Consider the following 15,275-nt stretch of genomic DNA (forward strand, 5'->3'; position numbering starts at 1 on the left):
CCTCGATTCCCTCGATTCCCTCGATTCGCCGGCTTCACTCGATCGAACGAACAAAGCCCCGGATGATTACTCTCCGTAGTCGAAGCGGCTACTTTGGGCAATGTGCGCCGCGGATGGCCGCGGCGCCCGACCCAGGGGGCACCGCCATGACACGACCCACTCTCACCCTCGCGCTCGCCACCGCCGCCACGGCGGCCGTCTTCGCCACCGCGCTCGTCCCGCAGGCGCGGACATCCGCCGCCACGCCCCTCTCCTACGTCGCCCTCGGGGACTCGTACAGCGCCGCCTCCTTCGTGCGCCCCTGGAACACCGACGGATGCGGCCGCTCCGAGCAGGACTATCCGCACCAGGCGGCGCGGCGGCTGAAGTTGAAGCTCACCGATGTCACCTGTTCCGCCGCGGAGGTCAGAGCGGGGCTGCTGGGTCCGCAGTCCGAGCTGAAGGGGCCACCATCCGTGCCCCCACCGGGCGGATGGACCGCAAAGCCGGCGCAGATCAGGGCCGTCACGGCAGCCGCCGATCTCGTCACGGTCGGCGCCGGCGGCAACTCCGTGGGCTTCTCCGAGATCGTCGAGACCTGCGTGAAGCGGGGCCTGGCCTCTTTCGGTACGGGCACCCCGTGCACCGATCACTACGCGCGGGGCGGGGGCGCCGCGGGGCTCGACGCCCGGTTCACGGCGCTGGAGGCCGATTTCGCGGCCCTGCTGAAGGAGATCCGCACGCGCGCCCCGCGCGCCGGGGTGGCGGTCGTCGGATACCCGGCCGTCGTGGACCGGTCCGCGGGCTGCGGCTGGGGTTCCTGGCACCAGCTCGGAACCGTCGCCAAGGGCGATATGCCCTGGCTCGACAGCCTGGAGCGCCGGCTCAACACCCTCCTGCGGGAGCAGGCCCGGCGGAGCGGCGCGGCCTATGTGGACACGTACGCCTCCAGCACCGGGCACGGAGTGTGCGCGAGCGGCGAGCAGCGCTGGATGTACGGGATCAAGGACAGCTTGACCGGACCGGGCGAGCAGAGCGACCCGCCCTCCGAGCTCTGCCGCTCCATCCCGGCCCGGGGCGAGGCCTGCACCGTCCTCCACCCGAACCTCCGCGGCGCCACCCACCAGGCGGACCGCGTCACCGAGGCCCTGACAGCGCTGGGGGCCGCCAGAAGCTGACGTCCGGGTCAGTTGTAGTAGGTGTCGAACGAGGCGATCCAGAGCGCCGACAACGGCAGGACGGACAGCTGGACGGCCGCCACGGTCCAGCAGCGACCGAGGACCGCGGCGGAGGCGCTCCACAGCGCCGTCGTGCGCAGCAGGTCCACTGCCCCTGCCTGGTAGTCCTGCCCGCCGGGATCCATCATGCCGGGGTACCCCAGCCAGTCCTCGGTGAAGATGCCTTCGGTGCCGATCACGACGACCGCCGACACCAGCCACAGGTCGGCCAGGAGGACCGCCACGGCGAGCGTCCTGTCGAAGCGGAGGTACGCGGGGGCCGGGAGCAGCAGCCGGACGAACGGCTGCCCCTCCCCCCGTACCCACTGCTTGCCCCGGCTTCGCCACAGCGCCGAGGCGGCGTATCCGAGCCCGGCCAGGGCCATGGCCCAGCCGACCACGAAGAACAGTCCGAAGATCAAGACACCCATGCCCCACCAGATGCCCCCGCCCCCGGAGCGGTTCCCTCCGGCCGCGGCGGGGGCCCTGGGTGGACATACGGCAGCAGGGCCCGGCCGCGTGGTGCGGTCCGGACCCTGCCTCGTACGGGGTCGCCCCGTGACGGTGGTGCGTCAGCTCTGCGCGGGGGCTTCGTCCGCCTGGTCGGCGCCCTCGGCCGCGGCCGCCTTCTCGCGCATCTTGCGCAGCAGCTCCGCCCTCTGGTCGGCCGCGCCCTGGCGGTCGAGGTTGCGGTGCGGGCCGTTGTTCGCCCGCTCGGCGCGGGACTGCCGCTTGCGCTGGCCGCCGCCCTGGCCCACGGGGTTGTTGATGTTCTTGCTAACGGTCACGGGTTCTCCCGGTGATGAGTACGGAGTGATCTACGGATGCGTCGGTGGGGAACGGTCGGCGGCGTCGTCGTCGAAGGACGTCAGCCGGGGCCCATCACGCGCTCACTCGTAAATCGGCCTCTGGAAGAACATGACAAAGACGTTACCCGCTTCCGTCGACCCCTGACACCAACCGTTGCGGGGCGGCCCTCAGCGGGCTTGCCGGGACTCGCGCCAGTGGGTGAGTTCGGCTTCTACGTCGAATTCCCTGAGGTGCAGCGGGGGGCCGGGCGGGGGCCTGCGCAGGGCCGTGCGGATCTTGTCGTTGATCTCCGTGAGGAGGTCGCGGACCTGGCGTTCGGTGCGGGCGGCCTTGATCGCCTCGCGGGCGTCTTCCGCCTCCTTGCGCAGTGCGAGCGCCGGCGGGAGGACCGCGAAGCCCTCGCGGTGCAGTTTGCCCTTGATCCACCACAGCTCGTCGTACGGGGCGTCGAGCGAGGCCAGCGGCTTGCCGAAGCCGGGCAGGTTCTCGATCTCGCCGCTCGCCTCGGCCTGTCTGATCTGGCGGTCCACGAAGGATTCGAAGCTGACACCAGGCGGTTTGCGCTCGGTCACATTGCCTCCCAAGGGTCCCTGTCAGCATAACTCCGAGGGATGGGGAGGGGGTTGCGGAGCGTGACCGCCCCGCCTTCGGGCTCAGAGGCGGCGGTCCGACTCCTCGATCGGAATGTCGTTGATGCTGGCCTCGCGGCGGCGCATCAGGCCCGCGGCGTCGAACTCCCACTGCTCGTTGCCGTGGCTGCGCCACCACTGGCCGCTCGTGTCGTGCCACTCGTATGTGAAGCGCACCGAGATGCGGTTGTCGGTGTACGCCCACAGCTCCTTGCGCAGCCGGTACTCCAGCTCGCGCTCCCACTTGTCGGCCAGGAAGGCGCGGATCTCGGCGCGGCCAGTCAGGAAGCGGTCGCGGTTCCGCCAGGCGGAGTCCTCGGTGTAGGCGAGGGAGACGCGTTCGGGGTCGCGGCTGTTCCAGGCGTCCTCGGCGGCCTGCACCTTGGCGCGGGCGGACTCCTCGGTGAAGGGCGGCAGCGGCGGCCGTACGGGGGAAGGGGTAGCGGGAGGGGTCACGGTGGGACACCTTTCGGCATCGGCGGGGCCGGGGGGAGAACGGTCGTTCTCCTCGTGCGTACGAGCCTAGAGAACGGTCGTTCTCCGCGCAAGCGATTCTGGTTTACGCTGCTTTCATGCCCGCAGCCCCGATGAACGACGAAGACGCCCGCACCCGCCTGCTGGACGCCGCGGAGGCGCTGTTCTACGCCGAGGGCGTCCAGGCCGTGGGCATGGACCGGATCCGCGCCGAGTCGGGCATCCCGCTCAAGCGGCTCTACCGCCTCTACCCGGCCAAGGAATCCCTGGTCACCGCCTATCTGGAGCGCCGCGACCAGCGCTGGATGGCGAGCTTGCGCGCAGCGGTCGCGGGGCAGGCCGATCCGGTCGGGGCGGTCTTCGAGTGGCTCGCGCGGTGGTTCTCGGAGCCGGGCTTCCGCGGGTGCGCGTTCCTGAACGCGTACGGGGAGCTGGGCTCGGGGCCTGCCGGAGTGCTGGACGTCGTACGCCGCCACAAGGCGGAGCTACGGGCGTTGCTGGCCGGCGTCGCGGGGCCGGGCCGGGAGGGGCTGGCGGAGCAGTTGCTGCTGCTGGTCGAGGGGGCGACGGTGGTCGCGGCCCTGGAACCGGGCCCGGGGGCGGCGGCGCGGGCGCGCGAGGCGGCGTACGTCCTGGTCCGGGACAGCGGATGCGCAGGGGCAGGCACCGGGGCAGGGGCAGGCGTAGGCCCAGGCGGGGGGATTCACGCGGCTGCCGAGTGATCGGTTACGCGTCGTACACAACCGGGTCGCATTGTCAGCTTTTAACTGGTGTTGGGACTTTTGTCCACCGGAAGACCGCATTCGGCGGTCGCCCTCCGGTTCCGTCGCTTTTCCTCGCGGAGGAAACACCCTTGTCTGCTTCCCGCTGCACGTCGGCCGCCCTGGTCGTCGCGGCCGTCACCGCGACCTGCCTGCTGCCGGCCGGGCCGGCTTTCGCCGCCGGCTCGCCGCACATCCGGTTCTCCCAGCCGTACGTCCCCTCGATCGCCGCCGGAAAGACCGGCCGCGTGGTGATCGTGGCGGAGACCGGCGGCGATCCGGCGCTCAGCAGCAGCTTCCGGATCACCGCGCCGGAGCGGACGACCTTCCCCGAGGCCCGTTTCTACTGGAACGGCGACCGCGCGGGCGCGCCCTGCACCCTCTCCGGCAACGCCCGCCAGCTGACCTGTGACGCCGGGACGCGTGCGGGCTTCGCCTTCCCGGCGGACAGCGGCACCCGGCTGGGCGTACTCGTACGGGTGGACGCGGACGCTCCCGAGGGCACGACGCTCGACGGCGGCGAGTGGGCGGCGGCGGGCGCCTCGCCCGGTCTGTACGCGGTGTCCACCCCGGTGACGGGGCCGAAGGGCGACGACGGGCAGGACGGGCACGACGGGCAGGACGGGCACGACGGGAAGCCGGGCCACGAGGGGAAGCCCGGTCAGCACGGGAAGCCGGGCCGCCCCGGCCCCAAGGGCGACAAGGGCGACCAGGGCGAGCGGGGCGAGAAGGGCGAGCGCGGGGACCGCGGCGACCGCGGTGAGAAGGGCGACCGCGGCGAGAAGGGCGACCACGGGCCGAAGGGTCCGCAGGGCCCCAAGGGGCACAAGGGACCGAAGGGCGACGCCGGACCGCAGGGCCCGAAGGGCGACCAGGGACCGGCCGGAGGCCCCCAGGGTCCGAAGGGCGACACCGGCGCACCCGGCCCGAAGGGCGACACGGGTCCGGCGGGCGGTCCGAAGGGCGACACCGGCCCCGCGGGCCCGCAGGGCGAACAGGGCAACGAGGGCCCGACGGGACCGGCCGGCGTACCCGGACCGGGCGGAGCCCCGGGCCCCAAGGGCGACACCGGCCCGGCCGGCGGACCCAAGGGCGACCAGGGCGACAAGGGTGACAAGGGTGACCGCGGCGACCGCGGGAACACCGGCCCGGCCGGACCCACGGGAGCGCGCGGCCCGGGCGGAGCCAAGGGCGAGCAGGGCCCGAAGGGCGACCGCGGCCCCGGCGGACCGAAGGGCGAGAAGGGCGAGAAGGGCAACCGCGGTCCGGGCGGACCGAAGGGCGACCAGGGTCCGAGGGGTCCGCAGGGCCCGAAGGGCGACAAGGGCGACCAGGGCAAGCCCGGAAACTGCAAGTGCGGCAAGGACCACGGCGGTAAGGACCACGGCGGTAAGGACAACGGGGGCAAGGACCACGGCGGCAAGGGCGACAAGCCCGCCAAGCCCGCGGCCCGCATCGTCAGCGACAAGCTGCACGTCCGCACCGGCCCCGGCACCCACTACAAGAAGACCGGCGTGATCAAGTACGGCGCCGAGGTCCAGGTGCAGTGCAAGACCAACGGCACCTCGGTCGACGGCAACACCATCTGGTACAAGCTCACCGACGGCCGCGGCTGGATCTCCGCCCGCTACGCCGCGAACCTGAACCGCATCCCCACCTGCTGACCCAGCCCCACCCAGCCCCACCCACTCTTCGGTGCGCATCGAGGCCCCCGGGCCCCGGTGCGCACCGAAGGTGTTTTCCGCCCCGTGGAAGGCATCTCCCCAGACAACGAAATCCGCAGCACCCACCCACCTGGAGCGCTAATCCCCGCCTTCAATAGGTAGTTGAACCAAAGAAACCGAAGAGTAGCCCTTGTGCCCCCACCGACCCCGCGGGCAAGATCTAGCCCTTGTACGCGGCTCAGAAGGGCACAACCAGTGGTGAGCAAAAGGGCCGGCAACGACGGGGGCGGCCTGCGAGCCGGCGCCCTGGGGACGTTCGACTCCATCGTCATGGCGGTCGCGGGCTGCGGGCCGGCGTACACCGTCGCCGCGACGATCCCCACGCTCATCGCCACCGTCGGGGTCGCGAGCCCCGCCGTGCTCCTGTACTGCGCGATACCGATGATCGGCATCGCGCTGGCCTTCCGTCATCTGGGGCGTCTCGACGTCAACGCCGGGGCGAGCTACGCCTGGGTGGCGCGCACGCTGCACCCCTTCCTCGGCTTCCTCAGCGGCTGGGCCCTGGTCGTCGCCGCGACGGCCTTCCTCGTGTCGGCCACCCTCCCGGCCGGCAGTGCCACGCTCGCCCTCGTCAGCCCCGAGCTGGCCGCGAACACCGGTCTGGCCACGGCCGTCGGCGCCGGCTGGTTCCTGCTCATGGCGGGCGTGGTGGCGCTGGGGGCGCGGATCAGCCCGTACACCCGCCGGATCCTGACCGTCGTCCAGCTCGTGCTGCTCCTGGCCATCGCCGTCGCCGCCCTGGCCAAGGACGGGAACGCGGCGGAGTTCTCGCTCTCCTGGTTCGGCTTCGGCCACTTCGACGCCTCGCACAGCTTCGTCGCCGGTGCGCTGATCGCGGGCGTCAGCTACTGGGGCTGGGACGTCTCCAGCAACCTCAACGAGGAGACCCGCACCAGCCGCCGTTCCTTCGGCCTCGGCGGACTGATCGGAGTCGCGCTCTCGTTCGCGGTCTTCGTCGTCTTCACCCTCGCCACCAACATCCTCATCGGCGCGGACGCGGTGCGCAGCAACCCCGACGGCTTCCTCTCCGTGCTCGGCGACGCCGTCTGGCCGGGCTGGGGCGGCCGGCTGCTCGTCCTCGCCGTCGTGCTGTCCACGGTCGCCACCCTGGAGACGAGCCTCCTCCAGGCGACCCGCACGCTCTTCGCCATGGGCCGCGACCGCACCGTGCCCGCCGCGTTCGGCCGCATCCACCGCGACTGGCAGACGCCCTCCGTGGCCACGGCCACCGTGGCGGCCGTGGCGCTCCTGCTCGTCGCCGTCTCCACCACGGCCGGCTCGGGCACGCAGTTCGTACGGGACGCCGTCAGCGGCATCGGCCTGCACATCGCCTTCTACTACTCCCTCGCCGGCCTGGCGGCCGTGGTCGCCTACCGCAAGGTGCTGTTCAGGTCGGTCGGCACCTTCGTCTTCGTCGGGCTGTGGCCGCTCGGCGGGGCCCTGTTCATGATCTGGATCTTCGCCGTGTCGGTTCCGGAACTGACGGGCAGCGCCCTCGCCATCGGACTCGGGGCGCTCGCGCTGGGGTTGATCCCGATGACCTTCTCCCGGCTGCGGGGGGCCTCCTACTTCAGGCCCAGGCCGCTGGATCCCGAACAGGACGCCTTCTACGGGGAACAGGGCTCGGGGCCGGTCCACGGACCGGGCCTCGCGGCGGACGAACGGCGGGACGACGTACTCACCGACTTCTGACGACACGCAGCACACCGACGCCCCCACCGATCCGAGGACAGTCCATGGCACCCTGGCCGCGCCGCCGCCGTTCCGGAGCACCGGTCTACGACCAGGCGTTCGGCGACCGAAGTCTGGAGCAGTGCCGCCAGGACATGGTGATGGGCCGCTGGGAAGGGGCCCGCGACCTCCTGGCCGAGCACCCCCCGGGCGACTGGGACCGGCGCGCGCACCGCATCCGGCTGCTCGCGGACGCGGCGGCGAGCCGGCGCACCGTGGACGTCTGGTACGCCGCCGACCCCACCAGCCCGGACGCGGCCGTGCTGCGCGCGGAGACCGAGGTGATGCGGACCTTCGCCGCGGCGCGCAGCGGGGCGATGCCCGCCAACGACAGCCTGGACCAGGTCGCCGGTCTCTGTCTGCGGGCCGGCGAGCTGGCGCCCGAGGACCCGTACCCGTACGTCTCCCTCGTGACGCTCGCCCGGCTGTACGAGCGCGGCGACCCGAACATGGGCCACTGGTGGAAGGAGCTCCGGGCCCGCGACCCCCACCACCGCGAAGCCCACCACCAGGCCCTGCGCTACCTCTCCCCGCGCTGGCACGGATCGAACGGCGAGGCCAACAACTTCGCCTGGGACGTGGCCGTCTACGCCCCGGTCGGCTCACCGCTCGTGGTGCTGCCGCAGGTGGCGCGGGCGGAGCAGTACCGGCACCAGACGGAGGCGGAGGGGCGCACGGCGATCGGCCTGGCCTACCACTGGAGCGGGGACCGGGCGCGCTGGGACCTGCGCAACGCGCTGGACCACTGGATCGCCCACCGCACGGTCTCGTACGCCCAGGACGTCGCCGACCTGAACTACCTGGCCCACGGCCTGGTCCACGCGGGCATGGAGGGGCAGGCGGCGGCCGTCTTCGCCCTGCTGGACAACCGGGCCACGCGGGTCCCGTGGTCGTACAGCGGCGACCCGGAGAGCCTCTTCGTCCGCTGGCGGGACAAGGCGGCGGAGGCCGGTCCGCCTGTCAAGCCCCGAACATCAGGGGCATGACGCCGTGCGCAGGGCCGGGCTTAAGTGAGGAGGGGGATCACGTAGAGCAGGTGACCCACCCGCAGCATCAGCACGTGTCCCTGTCCCTGTCTGCTCGCCGGAGGTGAATTCTCATGACCGCCATGACCCGGGAACCCCACAGACCCCATAGACCCCACATACCCCGCACGCGCCGGATCGCCGTTCTCACGGCTTCGGCCGCCCTCGTCGCAGCAGGCGCGCTGCTTCCCTCCAGCGCCTTCGCCGCGACTGCGGCGGCGCCACGGGCCGACACCGCCACCGTCGCGGTGACGGCACCCGGCCGCGGCGTTCAGGGCGATCACGACCGGGACGGCTACCGCATCCGCTACTGCCATTGGAACCACCACGGCCGCCATCACAGCTGGGGCGGGTGGCACTGCCACACCTACTGGTACGGATACGGCGACAACCACGGGAAGGACCGCGGTAAGGACCACTGGAACAACAAGAAGGACCACGGGAACAACAAGTGGAACGGCTACGACTACGGCCGGCTCTTCGCCCGGGTGCACGGCATCTGAGCCGGACCCGAGCCGGCCCCGAGCCGGAAGGCCCCCTCCACACCCCGGACCGGGCGGCCCGTCCGCCCGGTCCGGGATCCCGCGGAAAAGAATTCCGCCGGCGATGTCGAGAACCCGTGCCCCGCTCCGTCTCCTCAGTGGAAGCGGCCAGAATGGGCCGCACAGCACGGAGGAGACCATCATGGCCAAGTACCTGCTTCTCAAGCACTACCGCGGCGCCCCGGCCCCCGCCAACGACGTCCCGATGAGCGAGTGGACGCCGGAGGAGATCACGGCCCACATCCAGTACATGCGCGACTTCGCGGACCGGCTGGAGGGCACCGGCGAGTTCGTCGACGGTCAGGCGCTCGCCCCCGAGGGCACCTGGGTCCGCTACGACGGCGAGGGCCGCCCGCCGGTCACCGACGGCCCCTTCGCCGAGACGAAGGACCTGATCGCCGGCTGGATGGTGATCGACGTGGACAGCCACGAGCGAGCCGTCGAGCTCGCCGGGGAACTGTCGGCGGCCCCCGGTGCGGGCGGCAAGCCGATCCACGAGTGGCTGGAGCTGCGCCCGTTCCTGGCCGCGCCGCCGACCGTCCCCGAGTGCCACTGACGTGGACGAGGCCCTGCTCCGGAGCCTCACCCCGCAGGTCCTCGGAATCCTCGTCCGCCGCGGCGCAGACTTCGCGGCGGCCGAGGACGCCGTCCAGGAGGCCCTGCTCGAAGCGGTGCGCGTCTGGCCCGAGGATCCTCCCCGGGATCCGAAGGCCTGGCTGGTCACCGTGGCCTGGCGCCGGTTCCTCGACGCGACGCGGGCGGACACCGCCCGCCGCCGGCGCGAGGACCGGGTGGAGGAGGAGCCGGCGCCGGGCCCCGCGCCCGCGGTGGACGACACGCTCCAGCTGTACTTCCTGTGCGCCCATCCCTCCCTCACCCCCTCCTCCGCCGTCGCGCTCACCCTGCGCGCGGTCGGCGGACTCACGACGCGCCAGATCGCCGCGGCCTACCTCGTCCCCGAGGCGACCATGGCGCAGCGCATCAGCCGGGCCAAGCGGACGGTCTCCGAGGTCCGCTTGGACCGCCCCGGCGATGTCGGCACCGTCCTGCGCGTCCTCTACCTGGTCTTCAACGAGGGCTACTCCGGCGACGTGGACCTCGCCGCCGAGGCCATCCGCCTCACCCGCGGCCTGGCGGCCTCGATCGACCACCCCGAGGTGTCGGGGCTCCTCGCCCTGATGCTGATCCACCATGCCCGGCGGGCCACGCGCACCACCCCCGACGGCACGCTGATCCCGCTCGCCGAGCAGGACCGCGGCCGCTGGGACACGCAGCTGATCGCCGAGGGCATCGGCATCCTGCATCCCGCCCTCGCCCGGGACCGGCTGGGCGAGTTCCAGGCGCAGGCCGCCATCGCAGCCCTCCATGCCGACGCGCAGAGCACCGAGGAGACCGACTGGGTGCAGATCGTGGAGTGGTACGACGAGCTGGTCCGCCTGACCGGCAGCCCGATCGCCCGCCTCAACCGCGCGGTGGCGGTCGGCGAGGCCGACGGCCCCCGCGCCGGCCTGGCGGCGCTGGCCGAATTGGATGCCACGCTCCCCCGCCACTCCGCGGTCGCCGCCTACCTCCACGAACGCGACGGCGACCCGGCCACGGCGGCCCGCCTCTACGCCGAGGCGGCCCACCAGGCCCCCAACCTCGCGGAACGCGACCACCTGACGCGCCAGGCGGCCCGCCTGAACGCGATCCGCCCGCGCACCTGACAGCCGTCGGCCGTCAGCCGTCGGCCGTTGCCCCGGGGACGGTCGGGGCGCGAAATGGCTGCATCGGGTCTGCCCCTCGACGCTCCGCTGGCGCTTAATGGTGCTTCAGCCATGTTCCTTTGAACCAGGCCGAGTTACGGGGGAGCGCATGACCACCATGGGGAGCAACGGACCGCCGACATCACCGCCACCGCCGACACCTCCGGGGACACCACCACCGCCCCCACCGCCCGTACCGCCGTCCGAACCCGCTCCGCAGCCGTTCGAACCGTCCCAGAGGCCGGAGGCGTCGCGCAGGGGGCGCAAGCTCGTCCTCAAGGTCAGCGGCCGCATGCTGTGGGTGGGCTCGATGGCCGTCCCCCTGCACAACATCTCCTGGGTGGACGCCTTCAAACTCAAGCCCAACTGGGGCGAGGCCTTCGGAAGCGTCCTGAAGTGGCTCTTCTTCGCGGCCCTGGCCCTCGTCGCGTTCGGCTATTTCGGCGGGGACCGTGGGCGTCTCGTGGAGAGCGGCGGCAACGGGACGACGATCGTGCTGCTGGCCGTCGTCGCGTTCGTCCTCATAGCGGCGTTGGGGACGGCCAAGCCGGTTCTGGCGGTCGAAACGGCCGGCGGCTCCGTCGTGGTGGTGACCCTGCCGAACATGGAGGAGCTGCGGCGGATAGCCGAGCACATCGTCTACGCGATCAACCACCCGGACACCGAGTTCGCGGTGACCGTGTACCAGTACAACACCACGAACAACAACGGCCCCGTCGCCATCCTGAACGGTGGCCGGGGGAACACGGGGTTCAATCGATGAGCGATACGACCAACAACTTCGGGCCCGTCGTCACCCTCAACGGTGGTCAGGGCAACATCGGCATCAACTACGGCACCGCGGGAGGGGCGGCCGGCCAGGACGCCGAATTCCGCGTCGCCGTAGAGGACCTCATCAGCCTCCTCGGGGAGCTGCGCGGGCACCTCACCCCGGACCAGGACCGGACCGTCGAGGAGGTGCTGCCCCAACTCGCCCCTGACCGCGAGGCCTTGAGCGAACGCGGCCTCGTCCTGGCCCGCGTGGCACAGATCGCCGCTGCCGCCGGCCAGGTCGGGCAGCCCGTGGCGGAGGCGGTGGGCCGGCTGCTCGCCCTCATCGGCTAGGGCGTGTCCGCAAAGTAGCGCCGTGCACCCGGAGTCGCGAGGCAGTTGCTTGCGGCTCCGGCCGGGCTCGAAACCGCCCGGAGTGGACGGCAGGCTCTACGTCACCCACCTGTACGCACGGTTCGGAGACGTCTCCTCCATCGATGCGGAATCCGGCCGGCAAAAGTGGACCGCCCGACCCAGCTCCACGGTGGGCTGCCCGGGCGGCTCACCTGTGGCCCCGGTGTCCGGAACACACCCCTCCATCCATGGCCCGTTGTTAGCCTCGCCCCGCATTGATCATCAACGGGGGAAGCAGGAAACATGCGAGCGGCGAGAGCAATCGCAGGCGTCGTACTGTCGGTCACCTTTGCGGCCGGTTGCAGCAGCGCGGACGGTACGGACGGCAAGAACAAGCCCGGCGGCCCCTTCGGCGAAGGCGTCGCGGCCAAGCCGCTGGCCGAGCTGAGCGTGCCCGCGCAGTACGACGGCTCCAAGGGCTGGGACGAGACCCTCGGCTGGGTGCCCGACTCGGTCAGCACCCTGCCGTTCACGGACGTGCCCCGCGCCGACCTGGTCGCGATGCTCTACGGGACCCCCGACGGCTACACCGTGCAGGCCAAGGCCGCCTCCGACGGGAAGGTCGGCTGGAGCTCCGCCCCGTGGAAGATCCCGACGCCCATCGGAGCCGGCGGGGGCGAAGTCTCGTCCGACGAGGAGGTGGAGATCCCCGATCTGCTGGGCTTCGAGCAGGACGGCAAGGGCTATGTCATCGCGTGGGCCCACGGGATGAGCGGCAAGGACGCCCTGCACGAGGGCACCGAGGTGGTGCGGCTGGCGGTGTTCCCCGCCGACGCCAAGGGCTCCGGGGTCAAGCCCATGCGGGAGATGGACGTCCCCGTGTCGGCGAAGCCCCACGAGGTCCGGGTCAGCGCGGAAGGCGGGCGGGTGCTCGTCGCGTACGGGGAGCGCGGGCCGTACCCGCGCTCGGCGATCTCGGTGGACGTGCTCAGAGTTTCCGTCAGCCCGTACAAGGAGCCGGACAAGCTCCTGCCCCAGTGCGCTCAGGTCACCATGTGCAACGGCAGCCGGGTGATGGCGATCAGCCCTGACGGGCCATTGGTCTCGATGGGCCGCCTCGGGCAGGGCTTCGGCATGCCGGGGCGCTGGTTCAGCGACACGGTCCGCCCCGACGGAGCACAGTCGAAGTCCGGCTTCTTCGGAGAGTGGAACGGCAGGGTCTACGGAGTGGCGGCCGGCCGCCTCCTCGCCTCGTGGGACATGGAGGGGAAGAACGGGGCCAGCCGCCCGGACAGCTGGTCGGTGCACGACGTCCGGACCGGCGCCGTCCTGGCCCGCATGGAGTGTGCTTACAGCGACTCCGCCACCATCACCGACCGATCCCCCGACCAACCGACCATCGCCTCCCCCTCGGGTCGCTACCTCGCCGCCGGCCCGGTCGCCTTCGACCTGGAGCGGAAGCAGGGCATCTGCCTGGAGGGCGACGGCAACCGCAAGACGATCAACCTCGCCTCGATCCGCGACGACGGGACGGCCTTCGGAGTCGTCGCCAACGACGATGCCCCCTCCGCCAAGGCGGTGTATGCCCAGGTCGACCTCAACTCCGCCTCCGGAGACGCGAAGGTACTGGACGCGGGCGTCGACATCCCGGTCCTGACCAACGTGGGCGGCGGCAGCGGTCTCTTCCTCGCCCGCGACGACAACATGCACCTGCGGGTCTCACTGCGTCGAGGCCACTGACCCGCCCAGGTACCCGGCGGCCCCGGCGACCGGCAGACTCGCCCAGGTCCGCGTCCCGCCGCCGGGCTCCCGGGACTCCCCGAACCCCCAGGCCCCGCCGCAGTCCCTGATGACGGCGGCCATCACCCGCAGGGCCGCCCGGCGGCGGGCCTCGCAGTGGGCGGCGAGGCGGGGGTGGGAGTGGGCCGCGTGCCCGTCGTAAACGGTGAGCCGCAATGCTCCCTCGCGGTGGCGGAGGGCGAGGTACAGGCTCCGACCGGGGTCCAAGTACCAGGCGGCGGCGACGAGTTCGCCGACCACCTGCACGGCGGCGGGCACGACCCGGTCGAGGTGATGCGCGTGCAGGACGGACCGTACGGTGCTGCGCGCGATCTGCGCGCTGTACGGCGCCCCGGGCACGGTCAGGCTGCACGACAGCCCGTCGGGAGACGGCGGCTCATCGCTCGGCGGGCAAGCGTCGAAGCAGCCGGGACTGGCCTGCATGAAGGGACTGAGCATGACGGACTCCCTGTCGTGAGTTCGGTTGCTCTCGCGTTGTGTGGGCGCAGTGGCTCGTCGCCGAAGCCGAGGCCTAGGCATGCTGCGGCGATGCACTTCCAACTCCCTTGCGTGAGCGGTGCACTACCCAAGGTAGCGAAGTAGGTGGTCAATTCACCACCGAAGCCCGGAAGTTTGCCCACTGTGGATCCGCGAGCCTCGGCACGGCAGACTGCAGCCATGCCTCCAAGGACCTCGCCGACCGAACGACAGAAGCGACTGGGTGCCGAGCTACGCAGGTTGAGGCTGGCAGCAGACGTCTCCGCCGAGTCCGCCGCGGGGCTCCTCGGTATCGACCGCTCCAAGATCTCCGCCATCGAGCAGGGAATCCGCACCATCAGCGAGGAGCGCCTCCGCTCGCTGGCCTGTCACTGCGACTGCGCCGACGAGCGGTACATCGCCGCACTCGTAGCCATGGCTCAGCCGCAAAAGCGAGGTTGGTGGGAGCGCTACCGAGGCAAGCTGTCGTCGGCAATACTCGACATCGCGGAGCTCGAATCGCATGCGAGCCGGATCCGGTGCGCGCATTCGGTGCACATCCCGGGGCTGCTGCAAACCAGCGATCACGCACTCGCCATCTTCCGGTTTGCGGTACCGGCTCTCCCGGAACCAGAAGCCGCGCTCCGGCTGGCACACCGGCTGGAACGACAGCAGGTACTGGAAGGCGAATCGGCACCCGAGTACGTCGCCGTCCTGCACGAAGCCGCCTTGCGGATGCAGTTCGGCGGTCGCCAAGTCGCGCGGGCTCAGCTGGAGCACCTGCTCCAGCTTTCCGAGCGGGACAACGTCGTCGTCCGCGTCCTCCCCTTCGCGGCCGGAGGGTTCCCCGGTTCCGGCCAGACGGTCAACTACCTAGAGGGACCGGTTCCGCAGCTCGACACCGTGCAGAGCGACAACACGCACGGGCCCGACTTTCTACACACCGAGGTCCAACTATCCAAGTACCGCGCCCAACTGGACTGGACAGAGCGGCTCAGCCTTCCGCCTGGAGAGTCCCGTGACTTCATCCACGATCTGGCGCGCCAACTGTGAGGGGAACGATGGCCGACATCACCTGGGAAGACCCCTACTGCGCTGAGGCCAGCGCTTGTTACCGGATCGGGGTGGACGGGGACGGCAACAGCTACATAGCCCTCTCCGGCCAGGAGGACACCTACCTCACGGACACCCGCGAGGCACTGCAACAGATGATCCGGGACATCAAGGCCGGCAAGGCCGATCACCTACTGGCGAACTGACTCCGCCCCCGCCGGAGCG

At 71.4% G+C, this 15,275-nt stretch carries 18 protein-coding genes; 13 read left to right on the plus strand and 5 right to left on the minus strand.

From position 1 onward, the window contains the following. Positions 1–146 precede the first annotated feature (146 nt). Positions 147–1,157 carry an SGNH/GDSL hydrolase family protein gene (locus tag OHA37_RS13615; protein ID WP_266905000.1) on the plus strand — a complete coding sequence of 337 codons (1,011 nt, stop codon included), beginning with the start codon at positions 147–149 and terminating at the stop codon, positions 1,155–1,157. A gap of 8 nt (positions 1,158–1,165) precedes the next feature. On the opposite strand, the gene OHA37_RS13620 is transcribed toward OHA37_RS13615, so the two are convergent. From OHA37_RS13620 to OHA37_RS13635, 4 genes are all read right to left on the minus strand, one after another. Beyond that, positions 1,166–1,627, minus strand: a complete 462-nt coding sequence (locus tag OHA37_RS13620) for a hypothetical protein (RefSeq protein ID WP_266905002.1) — start codon at positions 1,625–1,627, stop codon at positions 1,166–1,168. Positions 1,628–1,768: 141 nt separating this feature from the next. Then, the gene (locus OHA37_RS13625) at positions 1,769–1,984 is read right to left on the minus strand and encodes a DUF6243 family protein (RefSeq protein ID WP_266905004.1); all 216 of its coding nucleotides are present in this window, start codon (positions 1,982–1,984) and stop codon (positions 1,769–1,771) included. A gap of 189 nt (positions 1,985–2,173) precedes the next feature. Further along, positions 2,174–2,578: a J-domain-containing protein gene (locus OHA37_RS13630; protein WP_266905006.1), complete on the minus strand. Its 405-nt coding sequence runs from the start codon at positions 2,576–2,578 to the stop codon at positions 2,174–2,176. Positions 2,579–2,659: 81 nt separating this feature from the next. After that, the gene (locus OHA37_RS13635) at positions 2,660–3,091 is read right to left on the minus strand and encodes a nuclear transport factor 2 family protein (protein ID WP_266905008.1); all 432 of its coding nucleotides are present in this window, start codon (positions 3,089–3,091) and stop codon (positions 2,660–2,662) included. Between the two features lie 131 nt (positions 3,092–3,222). On the opposite strand from OHA37_RS13635, the gene OHA37_RS13640 reads away from it, so the two are divergent. The 10 genes from OHA37_RS13640 to OHA37_RS13685 all read left to right on the plus strand — a co-directional run bounded on the left by OHA37_RS13640 (position 3,223) and on the right by OHA37_RS13685 (position 13,481). Beyond that, positions 3,223–3,831 carry a TetR/AcrR family transcriptional regulator gene (locus tag OHA37_RS13640; protein WP_266912755.1) on the plus strand — a complete coding sequence of 203 codons (609 nt, stop codon included), beginning with the start codon at positions 3,223–3,225 and terminating at the stop codon, positions 3,829–3,831. A 131-nt stretch (positions 3,832–3,962) separates the two neighbouring features. Beyond that, complete coding sequence (locus OHA37_RS13645) at positions 3,963–5,534, plus strand: SH3 domain-containing protein (protein WP_266905010.1); 1,572 nt, start codon at positions 3,963–3,965, stop codon at positions 5,532–5,534. 258 nt (positions 5,535–5,792) lie between these two features. Then, positions 5,793–7,286 (plus strand): APC family permease, encoded by a 1,494-nt coding sequence (locus OHA37_RS13650; protein WP_266905012.1) that lies wholly within the window; start codon positions 5,793–5,795, stop codon positions 7,284–7,286. A 44-nt stretch (positions 7,287–7,330) separates the two neighbouring features. Further along, entirely contained in the window at positions 7,331–8,311 is a 981-nt protein-coding gene (locus tag OHA37_RS13655; protein WP_266905014.1) for a hypothetical protein, read from the plus strand. Between the two features lie 113 nt (positions 8,312–8,424). Further along, on the plus strand, positions 8,425–8,853 hold the full coding sequence (locus OHA37_RS13660) for a hypothetical protein (RefSeq protein ID WP_266905016.1): 429 nt from the start codon (positions 8,425–8,427) through the stop codon (positions 8,851–8,853). Positions 8,854–9,034: 181 nt separating this feature from the next. Continuing rightward, complete coding sequence (locus OHA37_RS13665) at positions 9,035–9,448, plus strand: YciI family protein (RefSeq protein WP_266905018.1); 414 nt, start codon at positions 9,035–9,037, stop codon at positions 9,446–9,448. A 1-nt stretch (position 9,449) separates the two neighbouring features. Beyond that, positions 9,450–10,598, plus strand: a complete 1,149-nt coding sequence (locus tag OHA37_RS13670; RefSeq protein ID WP_266905020.1) for an RNA polymerase sigma factor — start codon at positions 9,450–9,452, stop codon at positions 10,596–10,598. A 157-nt stretch (positions 10,599–10,755) separates the two neighbouring features. Beyond that, positions 10,756–11,400, plus strand: a complete 645-nt coding sequence (locus OHA37_RS13675) for a DUF6232 family protein (RefSeq protein WP_266912757.1) — start codon at positions 10,756–10,758, stop codon at positions 11,398–11,400. Continuing rightward, positions 11,397–11,741 carry a hypothetical protein gene (locus OHA37_RS13680; RefSeq protein WP_266905022.1) on the plus strand — a complete coding sequence of 115 codons (345 nt, stop codon included), beginning with the start codon at positions 11,397–11,399 and terminating at the stop codon, positions 11,739–11,741. The genes OHA37_RS13675 and OHA37_RS13680 overlap by 4 nt, the downstream gene beginning before the upstream one ends. Before the next feature lie 303 nt (positions 11,742–12,044). Continuing rightward, positions 12,045–13,481, plus strand: coding sequence for a hypothetical protein (locus OHA37_RS13685; RefSeq protein WP_266905024.1), 1,437 nt, complete (start codon positions 12,045–12,047; stop codon positions 13,479–13,481). Here the strand turns inward: OHA37_RS13685 and OHA37_RS13690 are convergent. Beyond that, positions 13,461–13,979: an ATP-binding protein gene (locus OHA37_RS13690; protein ID WP_266905026.1), complete on the minus strand. Its 519-nt coding sequence runs from the start codon at positions 13,977–13,979 to the stop codon at positions 13,461–13,463. The genes OHA37_RS13685 and OHA37_RS13690 overlap by 21 nt on opposite strands. A gap of 219 nt (positions 13,980–14,198) precedes the next feature. Between OHA37_RS13690 and OHA37_RS13695 the strand changes: the two genes are divergently transcribed. Together OHA37_RS13695 and OHA37_RS13700 are read left to right on the plus strand one after the other, a co-directional pair. Then, positions 14,199–15,050 (plus strand): helix-turn-helix domain-containing protein, encoded by an 852-nt coding sequence (locus OHA37_RS13695; RefSeq protein WP_266905028.1) that lies wholly within the window; start codon positions 14,199–14,201, stop codon positions 15,048–15,050. A gap of 8 nt (positions 15,051–15,058) precedes the next feature. Next, positions 15,059–15,256, plus strand: coding sequence for a hypothetical protein (locus OHA37_RS13700; RefSeq protein WP_266905030.1), 198 nt, complete (start codon positions 15,059–15,061; stop codon positions 15,254–15,256). Positions 15,257–15,275 lie beyond the last annotated feature (19 nt).

The organism is Streptomyces sp. NBC_00335 (assembly GCF_036127095.1).
Lineage (GTDB): Bacteria > Actinomycetota > Actinomycetes > Streptomycetales > Streptomycetaceae > Streptomyces.